The 19842-nt window shown below is 51.1% G+C and carries 20 protein-coding genes; 4 read left to right on the top strand and 16 right to left on the bottom strand.

What is annotated here, in order from left to right; all coding sequences use genetic code 11:
• Both QZF50_RS05005 and ldtC read left to right on the top strand, forming a co-directional pair.
• The coding region (locus QZF50_RS05005; protein ID WP_290388829.1) for a TRCF domain-containing protein at positions 1–1200 on the top strand (1200 nt) is incomplete at its 5' end.
• A gap of 143 nt (positions 1201–1343) precedes the next feature.
• A complete protein-coding gene (gene ldtC / locus QZF50_RS05000; RefSeq protein WP_001300895.1) occupies positions 1344–2306 on the top strand; it encodes a L,D-transpeptidase LdtC in 963 nt (320 codons plus the stop codon).
• Between the two features lie 81 nt (positions 2307–2387).
• Here the strand turns inward: ldtC and bhsA are convergent, their stop codons facing one another.
• The gene (gene bhsA, locus QZF50_RS04995; RefSeq protein WP_000800153.1) at positions 2388–2645 is read right to left on the bottom strand and encodes a multiple stress resistance protein BhsA; all 258 of its coding nucleotides are present in this window, start codon (positions 2643–2645) and stop codon (positions 2388–2390) included.
• A gap of 240 nt (positions 2646–2885) precedes the next feature.
• Between bhsA and comR the strand changes: the two genes are divergently transcribed.
• The gene (gene comR / locus QZF50_RS04990) at positions 2886–3518 is read left to right on the top strand and encodes a TetR family copper-responsive transcriptional repressor ComR (protein ID WP_000179805.1); all 633 of its coding nucleotides are present in this window, start codon (positions 2886–2888) and stop codon (positions 3516–3518) included.
• Positions 3519–3579: 61 nt separating this feature from the next.
• Here the strand turns inward: comR and QZF50_RS04985 are convergent, their stop codons facing one another.
• The 8 genes from QZF50_RS04985 to hinT form a co-directional block, all read right to left on the bottom strand.
• Positions 3580–4119 (bottom strand): glycine zipper 2TM domain-containing protein, encoded by a 540-nt coding sequence (locus QZF50_RS04985; protein ID WP_001043459.1) that lies wholly within the window; start codon positions 4117–4119, stop codon positions 3580–3582.
• 226 nt (positions 4120–4345) lie between these two features.
• Positions 4346–5650 (bottom strand): NADH-quinone dehydrogenase, encoded by a 1305-nt coding sequence (ndh, locus tag QZF50_RS04980; protein ID WP_000211045.1) that lies wholly within the window; start codon positions 5648–5650, stop codon positions 4346–4348.
• 399 nt (positions 5651–6049) lie between these two features.
• Entirely contained in the window at positions 6050–6592 is a 543-nt protein-coding gene (gene ycfP, locus QZF50_RS04975) for an alpha/beta hydrolase YcfP (protein ID WP_000587933.1), read from the bottom strand.
• Between the two features lie 22 nt (positions 6593–6614).
• Positions 6615–7640: a beta-N-acetylhexosaminidase gene (gene nagZ / locus QZF50_RS04970; RefSeq protein ID WP_000529330.1), complete on the bottom strand. Its 1026-nt coding sequence runs from the start codon at positions 7638–7640 to the stop codon at positions 6615–6617.
• Between the two features lie 10 nt (positions 7641–7650).
• The gene (thiK, locus tag QZF50_RS04965; RefSeq protein ID WP_001116551.1) at positions 7651–8475 is read right to left on the bottom strand and encodes a thiamine kinase; all 825 of its coding nucleotides are present in this window, start codon (positions 8473–8475) and stop codon (positions 7651–7653) included.
• Positions 8456–9097 (bottom strand): penicillin-binding protein activator LpoB, encoded by a 642-nt coding sequence (gene lpoB, locus QZF50_RS04960; protein WP_000164439.1) that lies wholly within the window; start codon positions 9095–9097, stop codon positions 8456–8458. The genes thiK and lpoB overlap by 20 nt, the downstream gene beginning before the upstream one ends.
• Before the next feature lie 13 nt (positions 9098–9110).
• Positions 9111–9488 carry a YcfL family protein gene (locus QZF50_RS04955; protein WP_001225281.1) on the bottom strand — a complete coding sequence of 126 codons (378 nt, stop codon included), beginning with the start codon at positions 9486–9488 and terminating at the stop codon, positions 9111–9113.
• 2 nt (positions 9489–9490) lie between these two features.
• On the bottom strand, positions 9491–9850 hold the full coding sequence (gene hinT, locus QZF50_RS04950) for a purine nucleoside phosphoramidase (RefSeq protein WP_000807125.1): 360 nt from the start codon (positions 9848–9850) through the stop codon (positions 9491–9493).
• A gap of 333 nt (positions 9851–10183) precedes the next feature.
• Here hinT and fhuE point away from each other — a divergent pair, with 333 nt between their 5' ends.
• The gene (gene fhuE, locus QZF50_RS04945; RefSeq protein ID WP_000953489.1) at positions 10184–12373 is read left to right on the top strand and encodes a ferric-rhodotorulic acid/ferric-coprogen receptor FhuE; all 2190 of its coding nucleotides are present in this window, start codon (positions 10184–10186) and stop codon (positions 12371–12373) included.
• Positions 12374–12432: 59 nt separating this feature from the next.
• Here the strand turns inward: fhuE and ptsG are convergent, their stop codons facing one another.
• From ptsG to fabF, 7 genes are all read right to left on the bottom strand, one after another.
• The gene (gene ptsG / locus QZF50_RS04940) at positions 12433–13866 is read right to left on the bottom strand and encodes a PTS glucose transporter subunit IIBC (RefSeq protein ID WP_000475719.1); all 1434 of its coding nucleotides are present in this window, start codon (positions 13864–13866) and stop codon (positions 12433–12435) included.
• A gap of 294 nt (positions 13867–14160) precedes the next feature.
• Entirely contained in the window at positions 14161–14958 is a 798-nt protein-coding gene (locus QZF50_RS04935; protein ID WP_000480245.1) for a metal-dependent hydrolase, read from the bottom strand.
• Between the two features lie 10 nt (positions 14959–14968).
• Entirely contained in the window at positions 14969–15973 is a 1005-nt protein-coding gene (gene holB / locus QZF50_RS04930) for a DNA polymerase III subunit delta' (protein ID WP_001267931.1), read from the bottom strand.
• Complete coding sequence (gene tmk / locus QZF50_RS04925; protein ID WP_001257000.1) at positions 15970–16611, bottom strand: dTMP kinase; 642 nt, start codon at positions 16609–16611, stop codon at positions 15970–15972. Before tmk ends, holB begins: the two co-directional genes overlap by 4 nt.
• On the bottom strand, positions 16601–17623 hold the full coding sequence (yceG, locus tag QZF50_RS04920; protein WP_000756838.1) for a cell division protein YceG: 1023 nt from the start codon (positions 17621–17623) through the stop codon (positions 16601–16603). Before yceG ends, tmk begins: the two co-directional genes overlap by 11 nt.
• Before the next feature lie 2 nt (positions 17624–17625).
• A complete protein-coding gene (gene pabC / locus QZF50_RS04915; RefSeq protein ID WP_000478703.1) occupies positions 17626–18435 on the bottom strand; it encodes an aminodeoxychorismate lyase in 810 nt (269 codons plus the stop codon).
• 119 nt (positions 18436–18554) lie between these two features.
• Positions 18555–19796 (bottom strand): beta-ketoacyl-ACP synthase II, encoded by a 1242-nt coding sequence (gene fabF / locus QZF50_RS04910; protein WP_000044679.1) that lies wholly within the window; start codon positions 19794–19796, stop codon positions 18555–18557.
• Between the last annotated feature and the right edge of the window lie 46 nt (positions 19797–19842).

Here is a 19842-nt window from a genome sequence, read left to right as displayed (position 1 = left end):
GATATTCTGACGCTTACTGCAACGCCGATCCCACGTACGCTGAATATGGCAATGAGCGGAATGCGTGACCTGTCGATTATCGCCACGCCGCCCGCCCGTCGTCTGGCAGTTAAAACCTTTGTCCGTGAGTATGACAGCCTGGTGGTCCGGGAGGCGATCCTGCGTGAAATTTTGCGCGGAGGACAGGTTTATTATCTCTACAATGATGTGGAAAACATTCAGAAAGCCGCCGAACGGCTGGCAGAACTGGTGCCAGAAGCGCGGATCGCCATCGGTCACGGGCAGATGCGCGAGCGCCAACTGGAACGGGTGATGAATGATTTCCATCATCAACGTTTCAACGTGCTGGTTTGTACCACCATTATCGAAACCGGGATCGACATCCCGACAGCCAACACCATTATCATTGAACGTGCGGATCACTTCGGTCTGGCGCAGCTGCACCAGTTACGCGGTCGCGTCGGACGTTCGCATCATCAGGCATATGCATGGTTGCTGACGCCGCATCCAAAAGCGATGACTACCGATGCACAAAAACGTCTTGAAGCGATTGCCTCGCTGGAAGATCTCGGGGCAGGTTTTGCGCTGGCAACGCACGATCTGGAGATTCGCGGCGCGGGTGAACTGCTTGGCGAAGAACAAAGCGGCTCAATGGAAACCATCGGTTTCTCGCTGTATATGGAGTTGCTGGAAAACGCCGTCGATGCACTGAAAGCCGGACGCGAGCCGTCGCTGGAAGATCTCACCAGCCAGCAAACAGAAGTCGAGCTGCGGATGCCGTCGCTATTGCCAGATGATTTCATTCCTGACGTGAATACGCGTTTGTCGTTCTATAAACGTATTGCCAGCGCCAAAACGGAAAACGAACTGGAAGAGATCAAAGTCGAGCTTATCGATCGCTTCGGCCTGCTGCCGGATCCGGCGCGTATCCTGCTGGATGTTGCCCGTCTGCGCCAGCAAGCGCAGAAACTGGGGATCAGGAAGCTGGAAGGTAATGAGAAAGGCGGGGTGATCGAATTTGCCGAGAAGAATCACGTTAATCCGGCCTGGTTGATTGGTTTGCTGCAAAAACAGCCGCAGCATTACCGCCTTGATGGTCCGACGCGCCTGAAATTTATTCAGGATTTGAGTGAGCGGAAAACGCGTATCGAATGGGTACGCCAGTTTATGCGTGAACTGGAAGAGAACGCGATCGCTTAATGGTAAATCGGGGGCGTTTCTGCGCCCCCATCTGCAACATTTACAAATTCTTTGCACTTCCCTGCACTATCCGACACTGTCACCATCCATAATTCAGGCTTATCTGTTTATTACAATAACCTTATATTTATTATGGATTTTTGGTGATGATCAAAACGCGTTTTTCTCGCTGGCTAACGTTTTTTACGTTCGCCGCTGCCGTGGCGCTGGCGCTACCGGCAAAAGCCAACACCTGGCCGCTGCCGCCAGCGGGCAGTCGTCTGGTTGGCGAAAACAAATTTCATGTGGTGGAAAATGACGGTGGTTCTCTGGAAGCCATCGCCAAAAAATATAACGTCGGCTTTCTCGCTCTGTTACAGGCTAACCCCGGCGTTGATCCTTACGTACCGCGCGCGGGCAGCGTGTTAACGATCCCGTTGCAAACCCTACTTCCAGACGCGCCGCGCGAAGGCATTGTGATCAACATTGCGGAGCTGCGTCTCTATTACTACCCGCCGGGTAAAAATTCGGTAACCGTGTATCCAATAGGTATTGGTCAGTTAGGTGGTGACACGCTGACACCGACAATGGTGACCACCGTTTCAGACAAACGTGCAAACCCAACCTGGACGCCAACGGCAAACATCCGCGCCCGTTATAAAGCACAGGGAATTGAGTTGCCTGCGGTAGTGCCGGCTGGACCGGATAACCCAATGGGCCATCATGCGATTCGTCTGGCGGCCTATGGCGGCGTTTATTTGCTTCACGGTACGAACGCCGATTTCGGCATTGGCATGCGGGTAAGTTCTGGCTGTATTCGTCTGCGGGATGACGATATCAAAACACTCTTTAGCCAGGTCACCCCAGGCACCAAAGTGAATATCATCAACACTCCGATAAAAGTCTCTGCCGAACCAAACGGTGCGCGTCTGGTTGAAGTACATCAGCCGCTGTCAGAGAAGATTGATGACGATCCGCAGCTGCTGCCAATTACGCTGAATAGCGCAATGCAATCATTTAAAGATGCAGCACAAACTGACGCTGAAGTGATGCAACATGTGATGGATGTCCGTTCCGGGATGCCGGTGGATGTCCGCCGTCATCAAGTGAGCCCACAAACTCTGTAAATCCTGGATAAAAAACTCCCCGCGACACGGCATGTCGCGGGGAAAAAATCAGCAGTAGCAGGCATTAATGAGGGTTAATGCTTATTTATAAATTACTGCTGTTCCATGGAGGGTATTCGGACCGGTTACAGAAGTAATACGGAAAGATTTTGCGCCCATCTCATCCGCTTTTTGCGCCAGCTGCTCTTCCAGCGATCCCAGATTTGTCCCCGCGTTAGCACTGATTGTACCGACTTTTTGTTGGCCTTCTGGCGTTGACTGAACTTCGACAGCCGCAAAGCTGGCAAATGACATGGAGCTTAAAATCGCCGCAGCGATGAGGGTTTTTACGTTTTTCATAATAGTGGCCTTATGCAGATGAATGACGTCGCAAGCAATTACTTAACGATCGATAACTAAATGATAGATGTGATCTGGATCACATACAAGATATTTTTTATAACAATCATTAATTAATTTAAAAATCTTTAAATTTCAGTTAAATAGAAAGCAATTATTTTTATGGGATCTGGACTGGTGAACGGAGGTGATTATTTTTATAATAACCTTTCATTCACAGTCACCAGGTACAACGGCATCATGGCAACTGACTCAACACAATGTGTAAAAAAAAGCCGTGGCCGCCCAAAAGTGTTCGACAGGGATGCCGCGCTTGATAAGGCCATGAAATTGTTCTGGCAACACGGTTATGAAGCGACTTCTCTTGCGGACCTCGTCGAAGCGACCGGAGCCAAAGCGCCCACGCTATACGCGGAATTTACCAACAAAGAGGGGTTATTTCGTGCCGTTCTCGACCGCTATATCGATCGTTTTGCCGCTAAGCATGAAGCACAGCTGTTTTGTGAAGAGAAAAGCGTGGAGTCTGCGCTGGCTGACTATTTTGCTGCCATCGCCAACTGCTTTACCAGCAAAGACACCCCGGCAGGCTGCTTCATGATCAACAACTGCACCACCCTCTCCCCAGATTCAGGAGATATCGCCAATACGTTGAAATCACGCCATGCGATGCAAGAGCGCACTTTGCAGCAGTTTTTATGTCAACGACAAGCGCGCGGGGAAATCCCGACCCACTGTGACGTGACACATCTGGCAGAATTCCTTAATTGTATTATTCAGGGGATGTCGATCAGCGCACGCGAAGGTGCATCGCTGGAAAAACTAATGCAGATTGCCGGAACGACTTTGCGTTTATGGCCCGAACTGGTGAAATAAGTCGCAAAAAAAGCCCCTCAGCCTGAGCGAATGAGGGGCCAAATTGCAGAGTACAGCCTTGTTATACTTTGTTATTCAAAATCAGTTGCCCATTACTATCTAGCGGGATCTGCGTACCCGGATCGCGGTCCATGCGGATTTTGCCCTGCTGATCGCCAATCTTATAGGTCACATCATAACCGAGCATTTTTTCTGACTTGTCATACACCGTTTTACAACGCTGTTGCGTAGTCGTGTAAGTATCGCTTTCCTGGAGAGAGCCCTGGATCTGGTTACCGGCATATCCACCACCCAGCGCCCCCACAACAGTGGCGACATCTTTACCGCGACCACCGCCAAACTGATGCCCTATCACGCCGCCAGCAACAGCGCCGAGCACCGACCCGGTAATGCGATTTTCATCCTGCACCGGTCGACGATGGGTCACTGTGACGTTGCGACACTCCTGACGCGGTGTTTTAACCGTTTCCTTGATTGGGGTTGCAGAAACAACCTGAGCGTATTGCGGGCCACGTTCAAACACGTTCAGACTGGCCACTGCCGCTACGCCCAGCGCAGCTGCGACACCAATCCCGATACCCGCCAACATTGATTTATTCACGGGAACACCTCCTTCTTTGCAGTTATGCCAATCATGCAAGCGAAGGAGAAAAGCAGCTATCAGACAGAAGATGAAAAGCGCGGGAATGGCTGGAAATACTTAATGATTCGGAGGAGTCTGAAGGAATGCCTGATGCGACGCTTAACGCGTCTTATCAGGCCTACCGCTCGTACCATTTGTCCAGGGCGGATGAGGCGTTTATGCCACATCCGCCAGTGTACGTCGATTAATGCAACTTCAAACGCGGACGGATAACGCGGTTAATACTCCCCACCAGCATCATTAATCCGGTTTTAAAGTAACCATGCAGCGCAATCTGATGCATTCGGTATAGCGAGATATATACAAAGCGCGCAATTCGTCCTTCAATCATCATTGAGCCGCGCGTCAGGTTACCCATCAGGCTACCGACGGTGGAGAAGTTCGACAGCGATACCAGCGAACCATGATCTTTATACTGATAATTTTTCAGCGGCTTACCGTTCATCTGCGCCAGTATGTTGTTCATTGCGCAAGTCGCCATCTGGTGTGCAGCCTGAGCACGCGGCGGAACAAAGCCCCCTTCCGGACGCGGGCATGACGCGCAGTCGCCAATAGCGTAAATGTCTGGATCGCGGGTGGTTTGCAGCGTCGGTTCCACCACCAGCTGGTTGATACGGTTAGTTTCAAGACCACCGATATCTTTCAGGAAGTCTGGCGCTTTGATCCCGGCTGCCCACACCATCAGATCAGCCTCAATATATTCGCCATCTTTAGTGTGCAGGCCGCCTTCATCAGCACTGGTGACCATGGTTTGCGTCAGCACGCGAACGCCAAGTTTCGTTAGCTCGTTGTGGGCCGCAGCAGAGATACGTGGCGGTAATGCAGGCAAAATACGTTCTCCCGCTTCTACCAGCGTTACGTTCAGGGCTTCGTTGGTCAGGCCTTTGTAACCGTAGCTGTGCAGTTGCTTGACCGCGTTGTGCAATTCAGCGGAGAGTTCTACACCCGTCGCGCCGCCGCCGACAATCGCAATGTTCACTTTGCCATTTGCGCCCAGGTTGGCGGAGTATTTCAGGAAGAGATTCAGCATCTCCTGGTGAAAGCGACGCGCCTGGTGCGGGTTATCGAGGAAAATGCAGTTCTCTTTGACACCTGGCGTATTGAAATCGTTAGAGGTGCTACCCAGCGCCATTACCAGGGTGTCATAGGCGATTTTACGTTCCGGAACCAGCAGTTCACCTTTCTCATCGCGCAGTTCTGCAATAGTGATTGTTTTCGCTTCACGATCAATATCAATGACGGAACCCAGCTGGAACTGGAAACCATGATTGCGCGCATGGGCCAGATAGCTCAACGCATCGACGCCTTCATCAAGCGAGCCAGTCGCCACTTCGTGCAGCAGCGGTTTCCACAGATGGCTGTGGTTACGATCGACCAGCGTAATTTTGGCTTTTTTCTTGCGTCCCAGCTTATGCCCCAGCTGTGTTGCCATTTCCAGCCCACCAGCACCGCCGCCGACAATCACAATCTTTTTCAATGGCGTAGTCAACGTGACCCCCTTAAATTTATTAACCAATTGTTAATTAATGGTTATTAACATAGCTCTTAATTAACAACAGGTTACAGCAATGAAAATGTTCTTCGCTATTGAGAATAACATGAATGGTGCATTGGTCATACCAAAATTGATGTTAATCAAGTTTTGTTGCTGAAAAGATAGGCGACTTTACCGGGTGAGATCAAAAAACAGAGTTTATTGTTTATTATTTGAGCAAGTCCGGAAGGGCGATATAGGGTGAAGCGTATATCGAGGGCGTTTGGTCGTCCTGATAAGAGGCGCATCAGGCATTGATGCTCGAATGTCGGATGCGGCGTGAACGCCTTATCCGACCCACAGAATCCGGAGCGCATCAGGTACCGGCAAGGTTACCTGATGCGACGAGGGCATTTACCCGAGGGTTTTGAACGCTTTAATGCGCTGTAAATGCGGGGAGATATTCTTGAATTTGTGCGTCTGCTCTTCGTCCCAGACAATCTCGTAATAATGATGCAGCTCTTCAGATGTCCGCTGGCTGTTAAGCGCTTCATCATTACGCGACAAAATCACCAGGCAACGATCGCGATTCTTCTCACGGAAGTTGGTCACACACTTAGTGGCAATATCGGCATACTCTTCCGGGCGATCAATCTTGCCTTCCATGTTCTCATAAGGGAACAAATTAGGGTTGAAGATCACCTGGCGGATATCGCAAAGAAAACCAATCCGTTCCGCCCAGTATCCGCCCAGACCAACGCCGCAAATCAGCGGACGCTCGTCGACGTTCAGTTGCAACATTTTGTCCACTTCTTTGAGCAGATGCTGCATATCATGTTTCGGATGCCGCGTACTGTAGCTTATCAAGCGTACATCCGGGTCAATAAACTGCAATTGTAAGACTTTCTCGTGGTTACCCGGACTGTTAGAGTCAAAACCGTGTAAATAGATAATCATCGCTTCCTCACATAAGCCAGGGTTAGTGACCTGCTTTCTCTTCCTGCCAGCGTTCATGTAACTGATTCAGACGGGTGCTGATCGCTTTCCAGCGAGCCGAGTCCATCAGTTCCTGTCGCGAAAATGAACCTTTATGATACAAACGTGTAACACCTTCTGCCTTGATCGGTGACAGATTATCTAACACGCTGACGGCCCCTTTACGATTATTGCAGACCAGGATCATATCGCAACCCGCATCCAGTGATGCCTGCCCGCGTTCGGCATAACTGCCCATAATCGCGGCACCTTCCATCGATAAATCGTCAGAGAAAATCACGCCGTCAAAACCCAGTTCCTGACGCAAAACGGTTTTCAGCCAGTAGGGAGAACCGCTCGCCGGACGCGGATCAACATCACTGTAGATCACATGCGCAGGCATAATGGCGTCGAGTTTATTTTCGCGGATTAAGGAACTGAAGACCGACATATCTTTAGCGCGAATCTCCGCTTGTGGACGTGGATCGCACGGTGTTTCTTTGTGTGAGTCTGCCGTTACTGCACCGTGTCCTGGGAAGTGTTTCCCGGTCGTTTTCATTCCGGCTTCATGCATACCATCAATAAACCGGCTGGCAATTGCCAGGGCTTTTTGTGGATCGGCATGATAAGAACGCTCGCCAATCGCCGCGCTGATATGCCCGACATCCAGCACTGGCGCAAAGCTGATATCAATATCCATAGCGATCATTTCGCTGGCCATCAGCCAACCCGCCTCTTGCGCCAGTTTGCCGCCCTCTTCCATTCCTGACAGCGCAGCGAATGATTGCGCCGCTGGCAAGCGGGTAAAACCTTCACGAAAACGCTGCACGCGTCCACCTTCCTGATCTACCGCCACCACCAGATGATTGCGCGAAGCTGCGCGGATCTGGCGCACCAGTTCACGTAACTGGGCAGGATCATGATAGTTACGCGTAAAGAGAATCAGCCCTCCCACCAGCGGATGCGCAAGTATTTCACGCTCTTCCGCGTCCAGTTCGTAACCTTTGACATCCAACATTACTGGACCCACACTGCTCTCCTTATTGTTTTATTAATAGCTGCCGCCAGGTGTCATCGGCCAGCCTGATAAATTGTTGATCGCCGGTTTGTCGCCAGCGGTACTCAAACCACCCTGCTTTGAGCATCAGCAGCCAGGGAAACCATCGCCTGACCTGACGCCATAATTGCGCCGGATAAATCTTCGCGCGAGTGGCATAGTCATTGACCAATTGCCGGTGCTGTTCAGTATTTTCCACCCACACCGCCGCCAGTTCCAGCGCGATATCACCATCTCCGGCATACTCCCAGTCGATGAGTTTTAACCCTGACGCGCTATGCACTAAATTTCCGGCGTGGACATCCATATGCAATGGACTTAAGCGTAAAGGCCGTGGTTCCCGCGCTTTGCGCAGACGTTTTAACATTCGCAGCCAACCCACTGTCCGCCGCGCCGGATCGCTTTGCTGCCAGTACAGTTCCAGTAACGGCAACAGCGTTATTCGCCAGCCAAAACGTGGTTGTTGATGTAGATAATACAGCAAGCCTGCCAGTTCGTTGGTATCCGGCAAATACGTTTTTACCGCGCCGGGCAGATAGTCGACTACCATCCAGTCACGGAGATATAAATGCGGCTTCGGTGCAATGCTTGCGGGTAGTTGTGATAAAGCCCGATACTGGCGCAAGAACGCGGACTGCGGCGCATCAGGATCGTGCGGCTGACGCACAACAAAACGCTGGCCCTGATGTTCAATGAGAAAACTCCCGCCACTAAGCCCACTATTAAACGTCGTGACGGGATGAAACTGCGGGAAAAAGCGCGACAGCAATTCGTCGCGCATGATGGGATTATTGCTGCGAAACGGCACCTTTACCTGACCAGATAATTTCGCCCGTCTGCACCAGCATCAGCTGCATTTGTAGGGTCGGAGCGTTAACGTTGCCAGAGGCGCTGGAGTACAGCACGTAATGAGCGCCGACATTGCGGGCAATGCCTATGGCTTTACTACGAGTACCTAAACTGTCCTGCGGCGACAAACCTAACTGTTGCTTAGCCATCGACAGCTGCTGGGCGGAAACCAGGGTAAATTTCCCGTTATTAGCCAGCGCATTTCGCAGCGTTTCGGTCGCTTCTGCGGCATTCAGCGAACCGTTAGTACGGTTGTTAACGCTATCAACCAGCAGGACGCTACCCGCAGTCACCCCGTCAGCCCCAAGCATCTTACTGACCATCGGCTGCATTGCGCCATTCCAGTCATAATGGCGAATATGCGGCGCAGGCGGTGCCGTTTGATCTTCGTGCTCAATTGGGCCTGGCTGCTGCGGGATCGTCGGCACCGAGGGCACTGTGGGGACAGGCTGTTGTGGCTCGGCTGGTTGTTCCGGCGCTGGTTTCACTTCTTCTACCGGTGCAGGTTCACGTTGCCCCACACACCCGGCGAGAAACATCGCCAGCGCGGTAATCAAGGCGTAGCGACTCATTTTTGTCATCAAGATTCACCCCTTACAAATATAGATAAAGTCTGACTTTGTGCGCCCCCAGAAAATTGGCGCTGCCGTACAGCGTTACCGCCGAATGTGCGGGAATGGTAACGCTGCGTGGCCTTTCCAGAGGATGCATCTCCAGCCCTCTGGCGTCATACCAGTAAAAACGATAATGAACGGTAACGGGTTCTTGCCTTTCGTTATAAAGCGTTGAGGATGCTGAAGGTTGAATATCAGACGTCGAAAGGACGGGCTTTTCTGCACTGATGCCCGCAGCCAATAAAGATGACTCCATCACCAGCGATTGCTCATCATTCACCGGAATTTCCGGATGTGAACGACAGCCCACCAGCAGTAACAACGCCAGAGACACCAGCCCAAAGCATCCTTTTCTCATCGTTACAGACCTTTATGTGCCAGCATTGGTCCCAGCGGACGGCCACCCAACAAGTGCATATGGATGTGGTAAACCTCTTGTCCGCCATGGCGGTTGGTATTCATGATCAGACGATAGCCATCTTCGGCAATACCTTCTTGCTCAGCAATTTTTGCCGCTACGGTGATCATGCGTCCCAGCGCCTGCTCATGCTCAGCTGAGACGTCGTTCACAGTCGGAATGAGGATATTCGGAATGATCAGAATATGCGTTGGCGCTTGCGGCGAAATATCGCGAAACGCCGTTACCAGATCATCCTGGTAGACGATATCGGAGGGGATCTCACGACGAATAATTTTGCTGAATATAGTTTCTTCTGCCACGACATTTTCCTTTTTCAAATAGCCATGCGTTGCGCCATGCTACGCCGCGCCACACTGCGAGTATAGAGTATGGTCGAGTTAAACCTGCTCTTTCAACCTTAACTCACGATTTCTTAAGCAAAAAATCGTTTTGCTGCCGTATATATCGCCATTATTCCCATTTCTGCCTGCGAATGCGCTGAAAAGACATTCTCTGTTTGGTTTACACGTCAAATATGAATGCGTATATTTCTCATTTGCATTTACATACAAAATTATTCGCACACTAAATATAACCGCTCATCACCCTCCTCCGGCATGAGCCTGACGACAACATAAACCAAGAGATTTCAAATGCTTTCAACACAATTTAACAGGGATAATCAATATCAAGCCAGCACCAAACCATCACTACTTGCCGGTTGCATAGCACTGGCACTATTACCTTCTGCCGCTTTTGCTGCACCAGCCACTGAAGAAACGGTGATTGTTGAGGGTTCAGCCACAGCTCCAGATGATGGCGAAAATGATTACAGCGTAACGTCTACCTCTGCGGGTACCAAAATGCAGATGACTCAACGTGATATTCCTCAGTCGGTCACTATTGTTAGCCAGCAGCGGATGGAAGATCAGCAGTTACAAACGCTGGGCGAAGTGATGGAAAACACGCTGGGGATCAGCAAAAGTCAGGCGGATTCCGATCGTGCTCTTTATTATTCCCGCGGATTCCAGATCGATAACTATATGGTTGATGGTATCCCCACCTATTTTGAATCGCGCTGGAATCTGGGCGACGCACTTTCTGATATGGCACTCTTTGAACGCGTAGAAGTAGTGCGTGGCGCGACAGGACTCATGACCGGGACGGGTAATCCATCTGCGGCAATTAATATGGTTCGAAAACACGCGACCAGTCGTGAATTTAAAGGCGATGTCTCGGCGGAATACGGTAGCTGGAACAAAGAACGGTATGTGGCGGATTTACAAAGCCCACTCACCGAAGACGGTAAAATCCGCGCGCGAATTGTCGGCGGCTACCAGAATAACGACTCATGGCTGGACCGCTACAACAGTGAAAAGACCTTCTTCTCCGGCATTGTCGATGCTGATTTAGGCGATCTTACGACGCTTTCAGCCGGTTACGAATATCAGCGCATTGATGTTAATAGCCCTACCTGGGGCGGTTTACCGCGCTGGAATACTGATGGCAGCAGCAACAGTTACGATCGTGCACGCAGTACCGCACCTGACTGGGCGTACAACGATAAAGAGATCAACAAGGTCTTTATGACCCTGAAGCAGCGGTTTGCTGATACCTGGCAAGCGACGCTGAATGCCACCCACTCTGAAGTCGAATTTGACAGCAAAATGATGTATGTCGATGCCTATGTAAACAAAGCGGATGGTATGCTGGTTGGGCCATACAGTAATTATGGACCTGGCTTTGATTATGTCGGCGGCACCGGTTGGAACAGTGGCAAACGTAAAGTTGATGCGCTGGATTTGTTCGCTGACGGTAGTTATGAATTGTTTGGTCGTCAGCACAATCTAATGTTTGGTGGCAGTTACAGCAAACAAAACAATCGTTACTTCAGTTCATGGGCCAACATCTTCCCGGATGAAATTGGCAGTTTCTACAACTTTAATGGCAATTTCCCACAAACCGACTGGTCACCACAGAGCCTGGCGCAGGACGATACCACACATATGAAATCGTTATATGCTGCCACTCGTGTCACCCTTGCCGATCCGCTGCATCTGATCCTCGGCGCACGTTATACCAACTGGCGGGTTGATACGCTGACTTACAGCATGGAGAAAAACCACACCACGCCTTACGCTGGTCTGGTGTTTGACATCAATGACAACTGGTCGACCTACGCCAGCTATACCTCTATTTTCCAGCCGCAAAATGATCGTGACAGTTCAGGCAAATATCTGGCTCCAATCACCGGTAACAACTACGAGCTGGGTCTGAAATCGGACTGGATGAATAGCCGTCTGACCACCACATTAGCCATCTTCCGTATTGAGCAGGATAATGTCGCTCAGTCCACCGGTACACCTATCCCCGGCAGCAACGGCGAAACCGCCTATAAAGCGGTGGATGGGACAGTCAGTAAAGGGGTGGAATTTGAACTCAACGGCGCAATTACCGACAACTGGCAGCTGACATTTGGCGCAACGCGCTATATTGCAGAGGATAACGAAGGAAACGCCGTTAATCCTAATCTGCCACGCACCACGGTTAAAATGTTCACCAGCTATCGGTTGCCTGTCATGCCAGAGTTGACAGTCGGCGGTGGTGTTAACTGGCAAAATCGCGTGTATACCGACACCGTGACACCGTATGGCACCTTCCGCGCCGAGCAAGGTAGCTACGCGCTGGTGGATCTCTTCACCCGCTACCAGGTGACGAAAAACTTCTCGTTACAGGGGAACGTCAATAACCTGTTCGACAAAACCTACGATACCAACGTGGAAGGTTCTATCGTCTACGGCACACCGCGTAATTTCAGCATTACCAGCACGTATCAATTCTGAATAACACCTGTAAAAAAGGCAGCCATCTGGCTGCCTTAGTCTCCCCAACGTCTTACGGATTAGTGGTTACGGATGTACTCATCCATCTCGGTTTTCAGGTTATCGGATTTAGTACCGAAAATCGCCTGAACACCAGAACCAGCAACCACTACGCCCGCTGCGCCCAGTTTCTTCAGGCCGGCCTGATCCACTTTAGACACATCAGCAACGCTGACGCGCAGACGGGTAATACATGCGTCGAGGTTAGTAATGTTTTCTTTACCACCAAATGCAGCAACCAGAGCCGGTGCCATTTCGCTGGTACCTGTCGCTTTTGCATCTTCAGTCGCGTCTTCACGACCCGGCGTTTTCAGATCCAGTGCTTTAATCAGCACGCGGAAGATGGTGTAGTAAACAATCGCATAACCGATACCGACGATCGGGAACAGCCACAGTTTGCTGCTGTTACCAGACAGAACGATGAAGTCGATCAGACCGTGCGAGAACGACGTACCGTCACGCATCCCCAGAAGAATACAGATTGGGAATGCCAGGCCTGCCAGAATCGCGTGGATGATGTACAGGATCGGCGCAACGAACATGAAGGAGAACTCGATCGGCTCGGTGATACCGGTCAGGAACGAGGTCAGCGCCGCGGAAATCATAATACCGCCCACTTTCGCGCGGTTTTCTGGTTTAGCAGAGTGCCAGATAGCAATTGCGGCAGCTGGCAGACCGTACATTTTGAACAGGAAGCCACCAGACAGTTTACCCGCAGTCGGGTCACCCGCCATATAACGCGGAATGTCGCCGTGGAAAACCTGACCTGCTGCGTTGGTGTATTCACCAATCTGCATCTGGAAAGGTACGTTCCAGATGTGGTGCAGACCAAACGGTACCAGGCAACGTTCGATGAAACCGTAAATGCCAAACGCAACTACCGGGTTCTGGTAAGCAGCCCACTGAGAGAAGGTCTGGATTGCAGAACCAATCGGCGGCCAAATGAAGGACAGCACAACGCCAGTAAAGATGGCAGCCAGGCCAGAAATGATCGGCACAAAGCGTTTACCGGCAAAGAAGCCAAGATACTCAGGCAGCTTAATACGGTAGAAACGGTTAAACATGTACGCTGCGATCGCACCGGAGATAATCCCTCCGAGTACGCCAGTATCCGCCAGGTGTTTAGAGGCGATTTCTTCAGCAGGTAAATGCAGTACCAGTGGCGCAACCACGGCCATGGTTTTAACCATGATGCCATAGGCAACAACTGCGGCCAGCGCGGATACGCCATCGTTATTGGTAAAGCCGAGGGCGACACCGATCGCAAAAATCAGTGGCATGTTTGCAAAGACGGAACCGCCTGCTTCTGCCATAACATGCGATACAACGGCGGGCAGCCAGCTGAAATTCGCGGAACCGACGCCCAGCAGAATACCTGCGATAGGCAGTACGGATACCGGCAGCATCAGCGATTTACCGACCTTTTGCAGGTTAGCAAATGCATTCTTAAACATAATTGAGAGTGCTCCTGAGTATGGGTGCTTTTTTTACGTTCTCACGCGTGGCAAGGGGGGAGAGCCTCGCCGTGTACAGGGCATCTAAGCGCCCTTTATTTATTACACAGAGTAAAATAATTCAGTGCCAATTTGTTTGACGGCTATCACGTTTCAACTTCAGATCATTGGAGAAGTTGCACATTTTGACAAAACATATGTCACAATATTTCAAACGCGGTTATTCACCGCCCAATTTTCGGCGGTGAACTTTACTCGTTTTAGCCATTAATTACGAGCTTTAAAAAAACTCATTCAACGGATGGATTGAAGGCGGGAAGCGTCGATGTGAAACAGACGGGCGAAGTTATCGGTGGTTACCTGCGCCAGTTCTTCAACGGCAACACCTTTCAACACAGCCATGTATTCTGCAACGTCACGAACCATCGCAGGTTGATTCTCTTTTCCTCGATGCGGTACCGGCGCAAGGTAAGGTGAGTCAGTTTCCACCAGTAATCGATCCAGGGGGACATAACGCGCAGCATCGCGCAGTTGCTCCGCATTACGGAAGGTCACAATGCCGGAAAAGGAGATGTAAAATCCGAGATCCAGTAATTTACCCGCCGTTTCTCTGTCCTCTGTAAAACAGTGTAGTACGCCACCGCAATCCGTCACTTTTTCTTCGCGCAGAATTGCCAGCGTATCGGCACGGGCGTCACGGGTATGGACGATAACCGGCTTGTTCAGTTCACGACCAATCTGGATATGATGGATGAAGGACTCTTGCTGACGTACTTTAGTTTCCGGTGTGTAATAATAATCCAGCCCGGTTTCACCCAGCGCTACAACACCCTCTTCTGCCGCCAGACGGCGTAAATCTTCTACATCGTAGGGATCATTCTGGTTGAGTGGATGCACGCCACAAGAAAATACGACGTTGTCACGTTCGCCTACCAGATCCCGCATATGTAAATAACCCGGTAATGTTGTGGCGACTGCCAGACAAAATTTCACATCGCGTGCGGCGGCTTTCGCCAGAACGTCATCCACGTCCTTATGCAAAGATTCATAATCCAGACCATCGAGATGGCAGTGTGAGTCGACTAAAAACATGATGTCTCTCTTAAAGATGAGGAACCGGTAGCACAACGCCCGGTTGCAGGTAATGTTCAATACGCAGTAAAAGATCGGTGATGAGAAGCTCGCGGTTGATGCCTGTAACAGACATTAACTGTTCACGAATGTGGCAAACATCCCCCAGTATAGCCTGCAGGCGCGAGGGAGAAAGATGGTTTGCCAGTTCGGCGACCAGGCCCGGCACATCAACATTGGTCACCTGCGCAGCACCATGATGGCGTTTTAGCGCATCCATCAGCAACGTTGCCAGCCAGTGTAAACGCGCCGGAGCTTGTTCATGATTAAGGGCCGCTAGCAGCGAATACCAGTCGCCCGATGGCACGCTATATGCCAACGCCTGACACAATGTTTCACGAGCCTGCCAGTTATCTCCCTGAAACAACGCCAGTGCCGCGCCAGGCGAACCGGCGCTTAAGCGCAATGCGGCAAGTAATGCATCCTGTGACATTGTCACTTCGCGTGAAAGCCAGGTCACGGCGTACTGTTCCGGCGGCGGCGCAAGGTAATGTAACCGACAACGACTACGTAATGTTGCCAGTAAACGTTCAGGCTCGCGGGTAGCCAGGAAAAACCAGGTTTCTGCTGGTGGCTCTTCAAGCGTTTTCAGCAATGCGTTAGCCGCGGCGTCGGTCAGTAAGGCAGCATCGGTTACCCAGACAACTTTCGCACCACCTAGGCGTGCGTGCTCATTCAGCTTTTCGGTGACCTCACGTACCGCATCAATGCCCAGCATATTTTTCCCTTTTTCGGGAGCCAGGGTGTAGTAATCGGGATGCGTGCCAGCCTGCATCAACTGACATCCACGACAGTGACCGCAACTTTTGTGGCCCTGCGGTTGTTGGCAGAGTAAATAACGGCTCAGGGCGTAGATTAAAGCATCATCGCCCATGCCCGGTAACGCCTGAATGAGTAGCGCATGGTGACCTCTTCCGGCCTGATAGCTGGCTACCAGTTTTTCGAAATCAGGTCGTAACCATGGATACCATCTCATGCGTCCAACTCCTTAACCCAGTGGGTCACGGTAGTGCGGATTGCATCCATCACGGCCTCCAGCGGCTGGGTGGCATCAATGGTATGAATACTTTTATCTTGTGCAGCCAGTTCCAGATAGCGGGCGCGGGTGCGATTAAAGAAATCGAAAGACTCTTGCTCAATACGATCCAGCTCGCCGCGCGCACGCGCGCGTTTTAAGCCAACTTCCGGGGTAACATCGAGATAGAGCGTTAAGTCGGGGCGAAAATCCCCGAGAACAGCATCACGCAGTGTTGCCAGCATATGTTGGTCAATACCACGTCCTCCGCCCTGATACGCCTGAGTGGAGAGATCGTGGCGATCGCCAATCACCCAGGTGCCGTTAGCCAGAGCTGGTTTGATGACCGTTTCTACCAGTTGAACGCGCGCGGCATAAAACATCAGAACTTCGGCTTTATCGGTAATGACTTCATCGCCTACCGATTTGATATCCAGCACCAGGCTTCTTAACTTTTCGGCAAGTTGCGTACCGCCAGGTTCCCGAGTGAAAACCATGTCGCGGATACCCAGTTGCTCAAGCGTCTCAACCACCACATTACGCGCGGTAGTTTTGCCTGCGCCTTCCAGCCCCTCAATGACGATATACTTACTGCGCATTTTTTTCCTTAAGCACTTTCAGATAATCCTGCACAGACTTGTTATGGCTGGCAAGATTGGTATTAAACGTGTGACCACCTTTACCATCGGCCACAAAATAGAGATACGGCGTTTTTGCCGGATGCGCAGCAGCCTTCAGCGAATCCGCCCCCGGCGTAGCTATCGCACCTGGCGGCAAACCGGTAATGGTATAGGTGTTATACGCTGTCGGCGTTTCCAGGTCTGCACGAGAAAGTTTGCCATTATAACGCTCTCCCATCCCGTAAATCACGGTTGGGTCGGTCTGCAGGCGCATACCAATGCGTAAACGGTTGATAAATACCGAGGCAACCTGATCGCGTTCACTGGCAACGGCGGTTTCTTTTTCGATAATTGATGCCATCGTCACCAGCTGGTTTTTATCTTTATAAGGCAGACCGTCCGCACGCCCTTCCCAGGCGCTATCGACCGCTTTCACCATTTTCTTGTGCGCTCGCTTGAGTAACGCGACATCGGTGGTATTGGCGGTATACATCCAGGTGTCTGGCCAGAACCAACCTTCAATCCACTCCGGGTTTTCCAGTTCAAGTGCCTGCGCTACGGTGGCGTACTTATCGTCGCTCAGCGTATGCTTGATATACGGGGCCTCACGCAATTGCTTGAGGTAATCGCTCAGACGCATCCCTTCTACCAGTCGCAGAGGGAACTGTGCTTCTTTACCGCTTTCCAGCAATTTCAGCATCTCGCGCACGGTCATCTGCGGTGTAAAGCGGTAAGTCCCGGCTTTAAAGTGAGAAAGATCCGGTTCGATACGCAGCAACCATTGAAAAACCCGTGGGCGATTGATGATCTTATCGGCATAAAGCTGTTCACCAAGCGCCAGACGTCCGGTCCCTGGCTTCAGGGTAAATATCGTCTCTTCTTTGATAAGCAATTTGCTGTCGGCAAGATGGCGAACCTTCCAGACGCCCACACCAGCGGCGATACCCAGTACCACCAGCAATAACAAGATAATCAATAACACTTTTTTCATGACTAATTCGGGCGCTCACAAAGTGGGGCTAAATATTCATATAACGTTGCTGACGAAAAGGAGACATCGCCACAGGCACGTACGGGCATCACTGGCATTAACGCATTACAAATAACCATCTCATCTGCCTGCAACGCCTCTTCCAGAGAGGCTTGCACTTCGACAAGCTGATAAGAGGATTGTGCCAGCAAACGGATACAGAATTGTCGCATAATGCCGTTAACACCTGCCTGATCCAGTCGCGGCGTATAAACTACATTGCCCTTCCGCCAGAACAAATTAGCCGCACAGCATTCCGTAACCCACCCTTCGCTGTCAAGGACCAGCGCCTCATCAGCGTTTGTCTGCTCAAGATGAGAGCGGATCAATACTTGCTCAAGCCGATTAAGATGTTTAATACCTGCAAGATGAGGATTGCGCCCCAGCCGCACCGGGCTTAGCGCCAACGTCATCCCTTCGTTACGCAAACGGTCGTAATGTGCAGGATAAACCGTAACGGAGAGAATCCGCGTTGCCGGTCCACTGTTCAATGTGCTGTACCCTCGCCCGCCACTACCGCGACTGATCACGACTTTCAGCACACCATTTTGCTGTTCTGCTGCCAGCGTTTTCATCTCTTGTTCAAGCTGAGGCCAGAAGTCACAGAAAATCATCAACCGCTGACAAGCATCCTGTAGTCGCTGGATATGCGCCGATAACAAACTGACTTTACCGTCGATAACTCTGGCGGTGGTAAAACAACCATCACCAAACTGCGTTGCCCGATCGCTTACTGCCAGCGATTCCTGCTTATAACCGTTAATTAAGAACATACCGGCTCCTTATCAGAGAATTGTTAGTGTGGCAGCATGTTCACTACGGAACAAGTCGGAATAAAAGCTAAGAAAAAAGGCCCGCAAGCGGACCTTTTATATGGGTGGAAAATGACAACTTAGATCTTTTTAAAGATCAAAGAACCATTAGTGCCACCGAAGCCGAAGGAGTTACACAGCGTGTATTCCATTCCGCTGACCTGACGTGCTTCATGCGGTACGAAATCCAGATCGCAACCTTCATCCGGGTTATCCAGGTTGATGGTTGGCGGAACAGCCTGATCGCGCAGCGCCAGGATGGAGTAGATAGATTCTACTGCACCCGCCGCACCTAACAGGTGACCGGTCATAGATTTCGTGGAGCTTACCAACACACGGCTTGCAGCTTCACCGAAGATGGTTTTCACCGCCTGCGCTTCAGCTTTATCGCCAGCCGGCGTAGAAGTACCGTGCGCGTTAACGTAGCCAATCTGACTCGCTTCAATGCCTGCATCACGCAGAGCATTTGCCATTGCCAGAGCTGCGCCTGCGCCATTTTCTGGCGGTGACGTCATATGATAAGCATCGCTGCTCATACCAAAGCCGACGAGTTCAGCGTAAATTTTCGCACCGCGTTTTTTCGCGTGTTCGTACTCTTCAAGTACCAGCATACCGGCACCATCGCCCAGTACGAAGCCATCACGCTCTTTATCCCACGGGCGGCTCGCCGCTTGCGGGTTATCATTGCGGGTAGATAATGCACGTGCCGCGCCAAAACCACCAACGCCCAGCGGCGTACTGGCTTTCTCTGCGCCACCTGCAACCATCACGTCAGCATCGCCATACGCGATAATACGCGCAGCATGACCAATGTTGTGCACGCCGGAAGTACAGGCGGTCGCGATAGAGATGCTTGGGCCACGCAGGCCATACATGATAGTCAGATGACCTGCCACCATGTTCACAATCGTTGACGGAACGAAGAATGGGCTGATCTTACGTGGACCACCGTTCATCAGAGATGTGTGGTTTTCTTCGATCAGTCCGAGGCCGCCAATCCCGGAGCCAATTGCGGCACCAATGCGGGTTGCGTTCTCTTCCGTTATTTCAAGGCCAGAATCCTGCATGGCCTGAACGCCAGCGACAATTCCATATTGAATGAAGGCATCCATCTTGCGCTGTTCTTTGCGCGAGATAATGTCCTCACAGTTAAAATCCTTTACTAAGCCAGCAAATTTCGTTGCATAGGCGCTAGTATCGAAATGGTCGATTAGGCTGATGCCACTCTGACCGGCAAGCAGAGCTTTCCAGGTAGACTCTACGGTATTGCCGACAGGAGACAACATGCCCAGTCCGGTCACAACTACACGACGCTTAGACACGTTTGTCCTCCAGGGAGGGAAAAAATGATTCTAGTGGGACAAAAAG

The sequence above is a fragment of the uncultured Escherichia sp. genome, assembly GCF_948475835.1.
Classification (GTDB): Bacteria; Pseudomonadota; Gammaproteobacteria; order Enterobacterales; family Enterobacteriaceae; genus ECMA0423.
The sequence above is the reverse complement of the archived record's forward strand: the minus strand, read 5'-3'. Positions and strand labels throughout refer to the sequence as shown.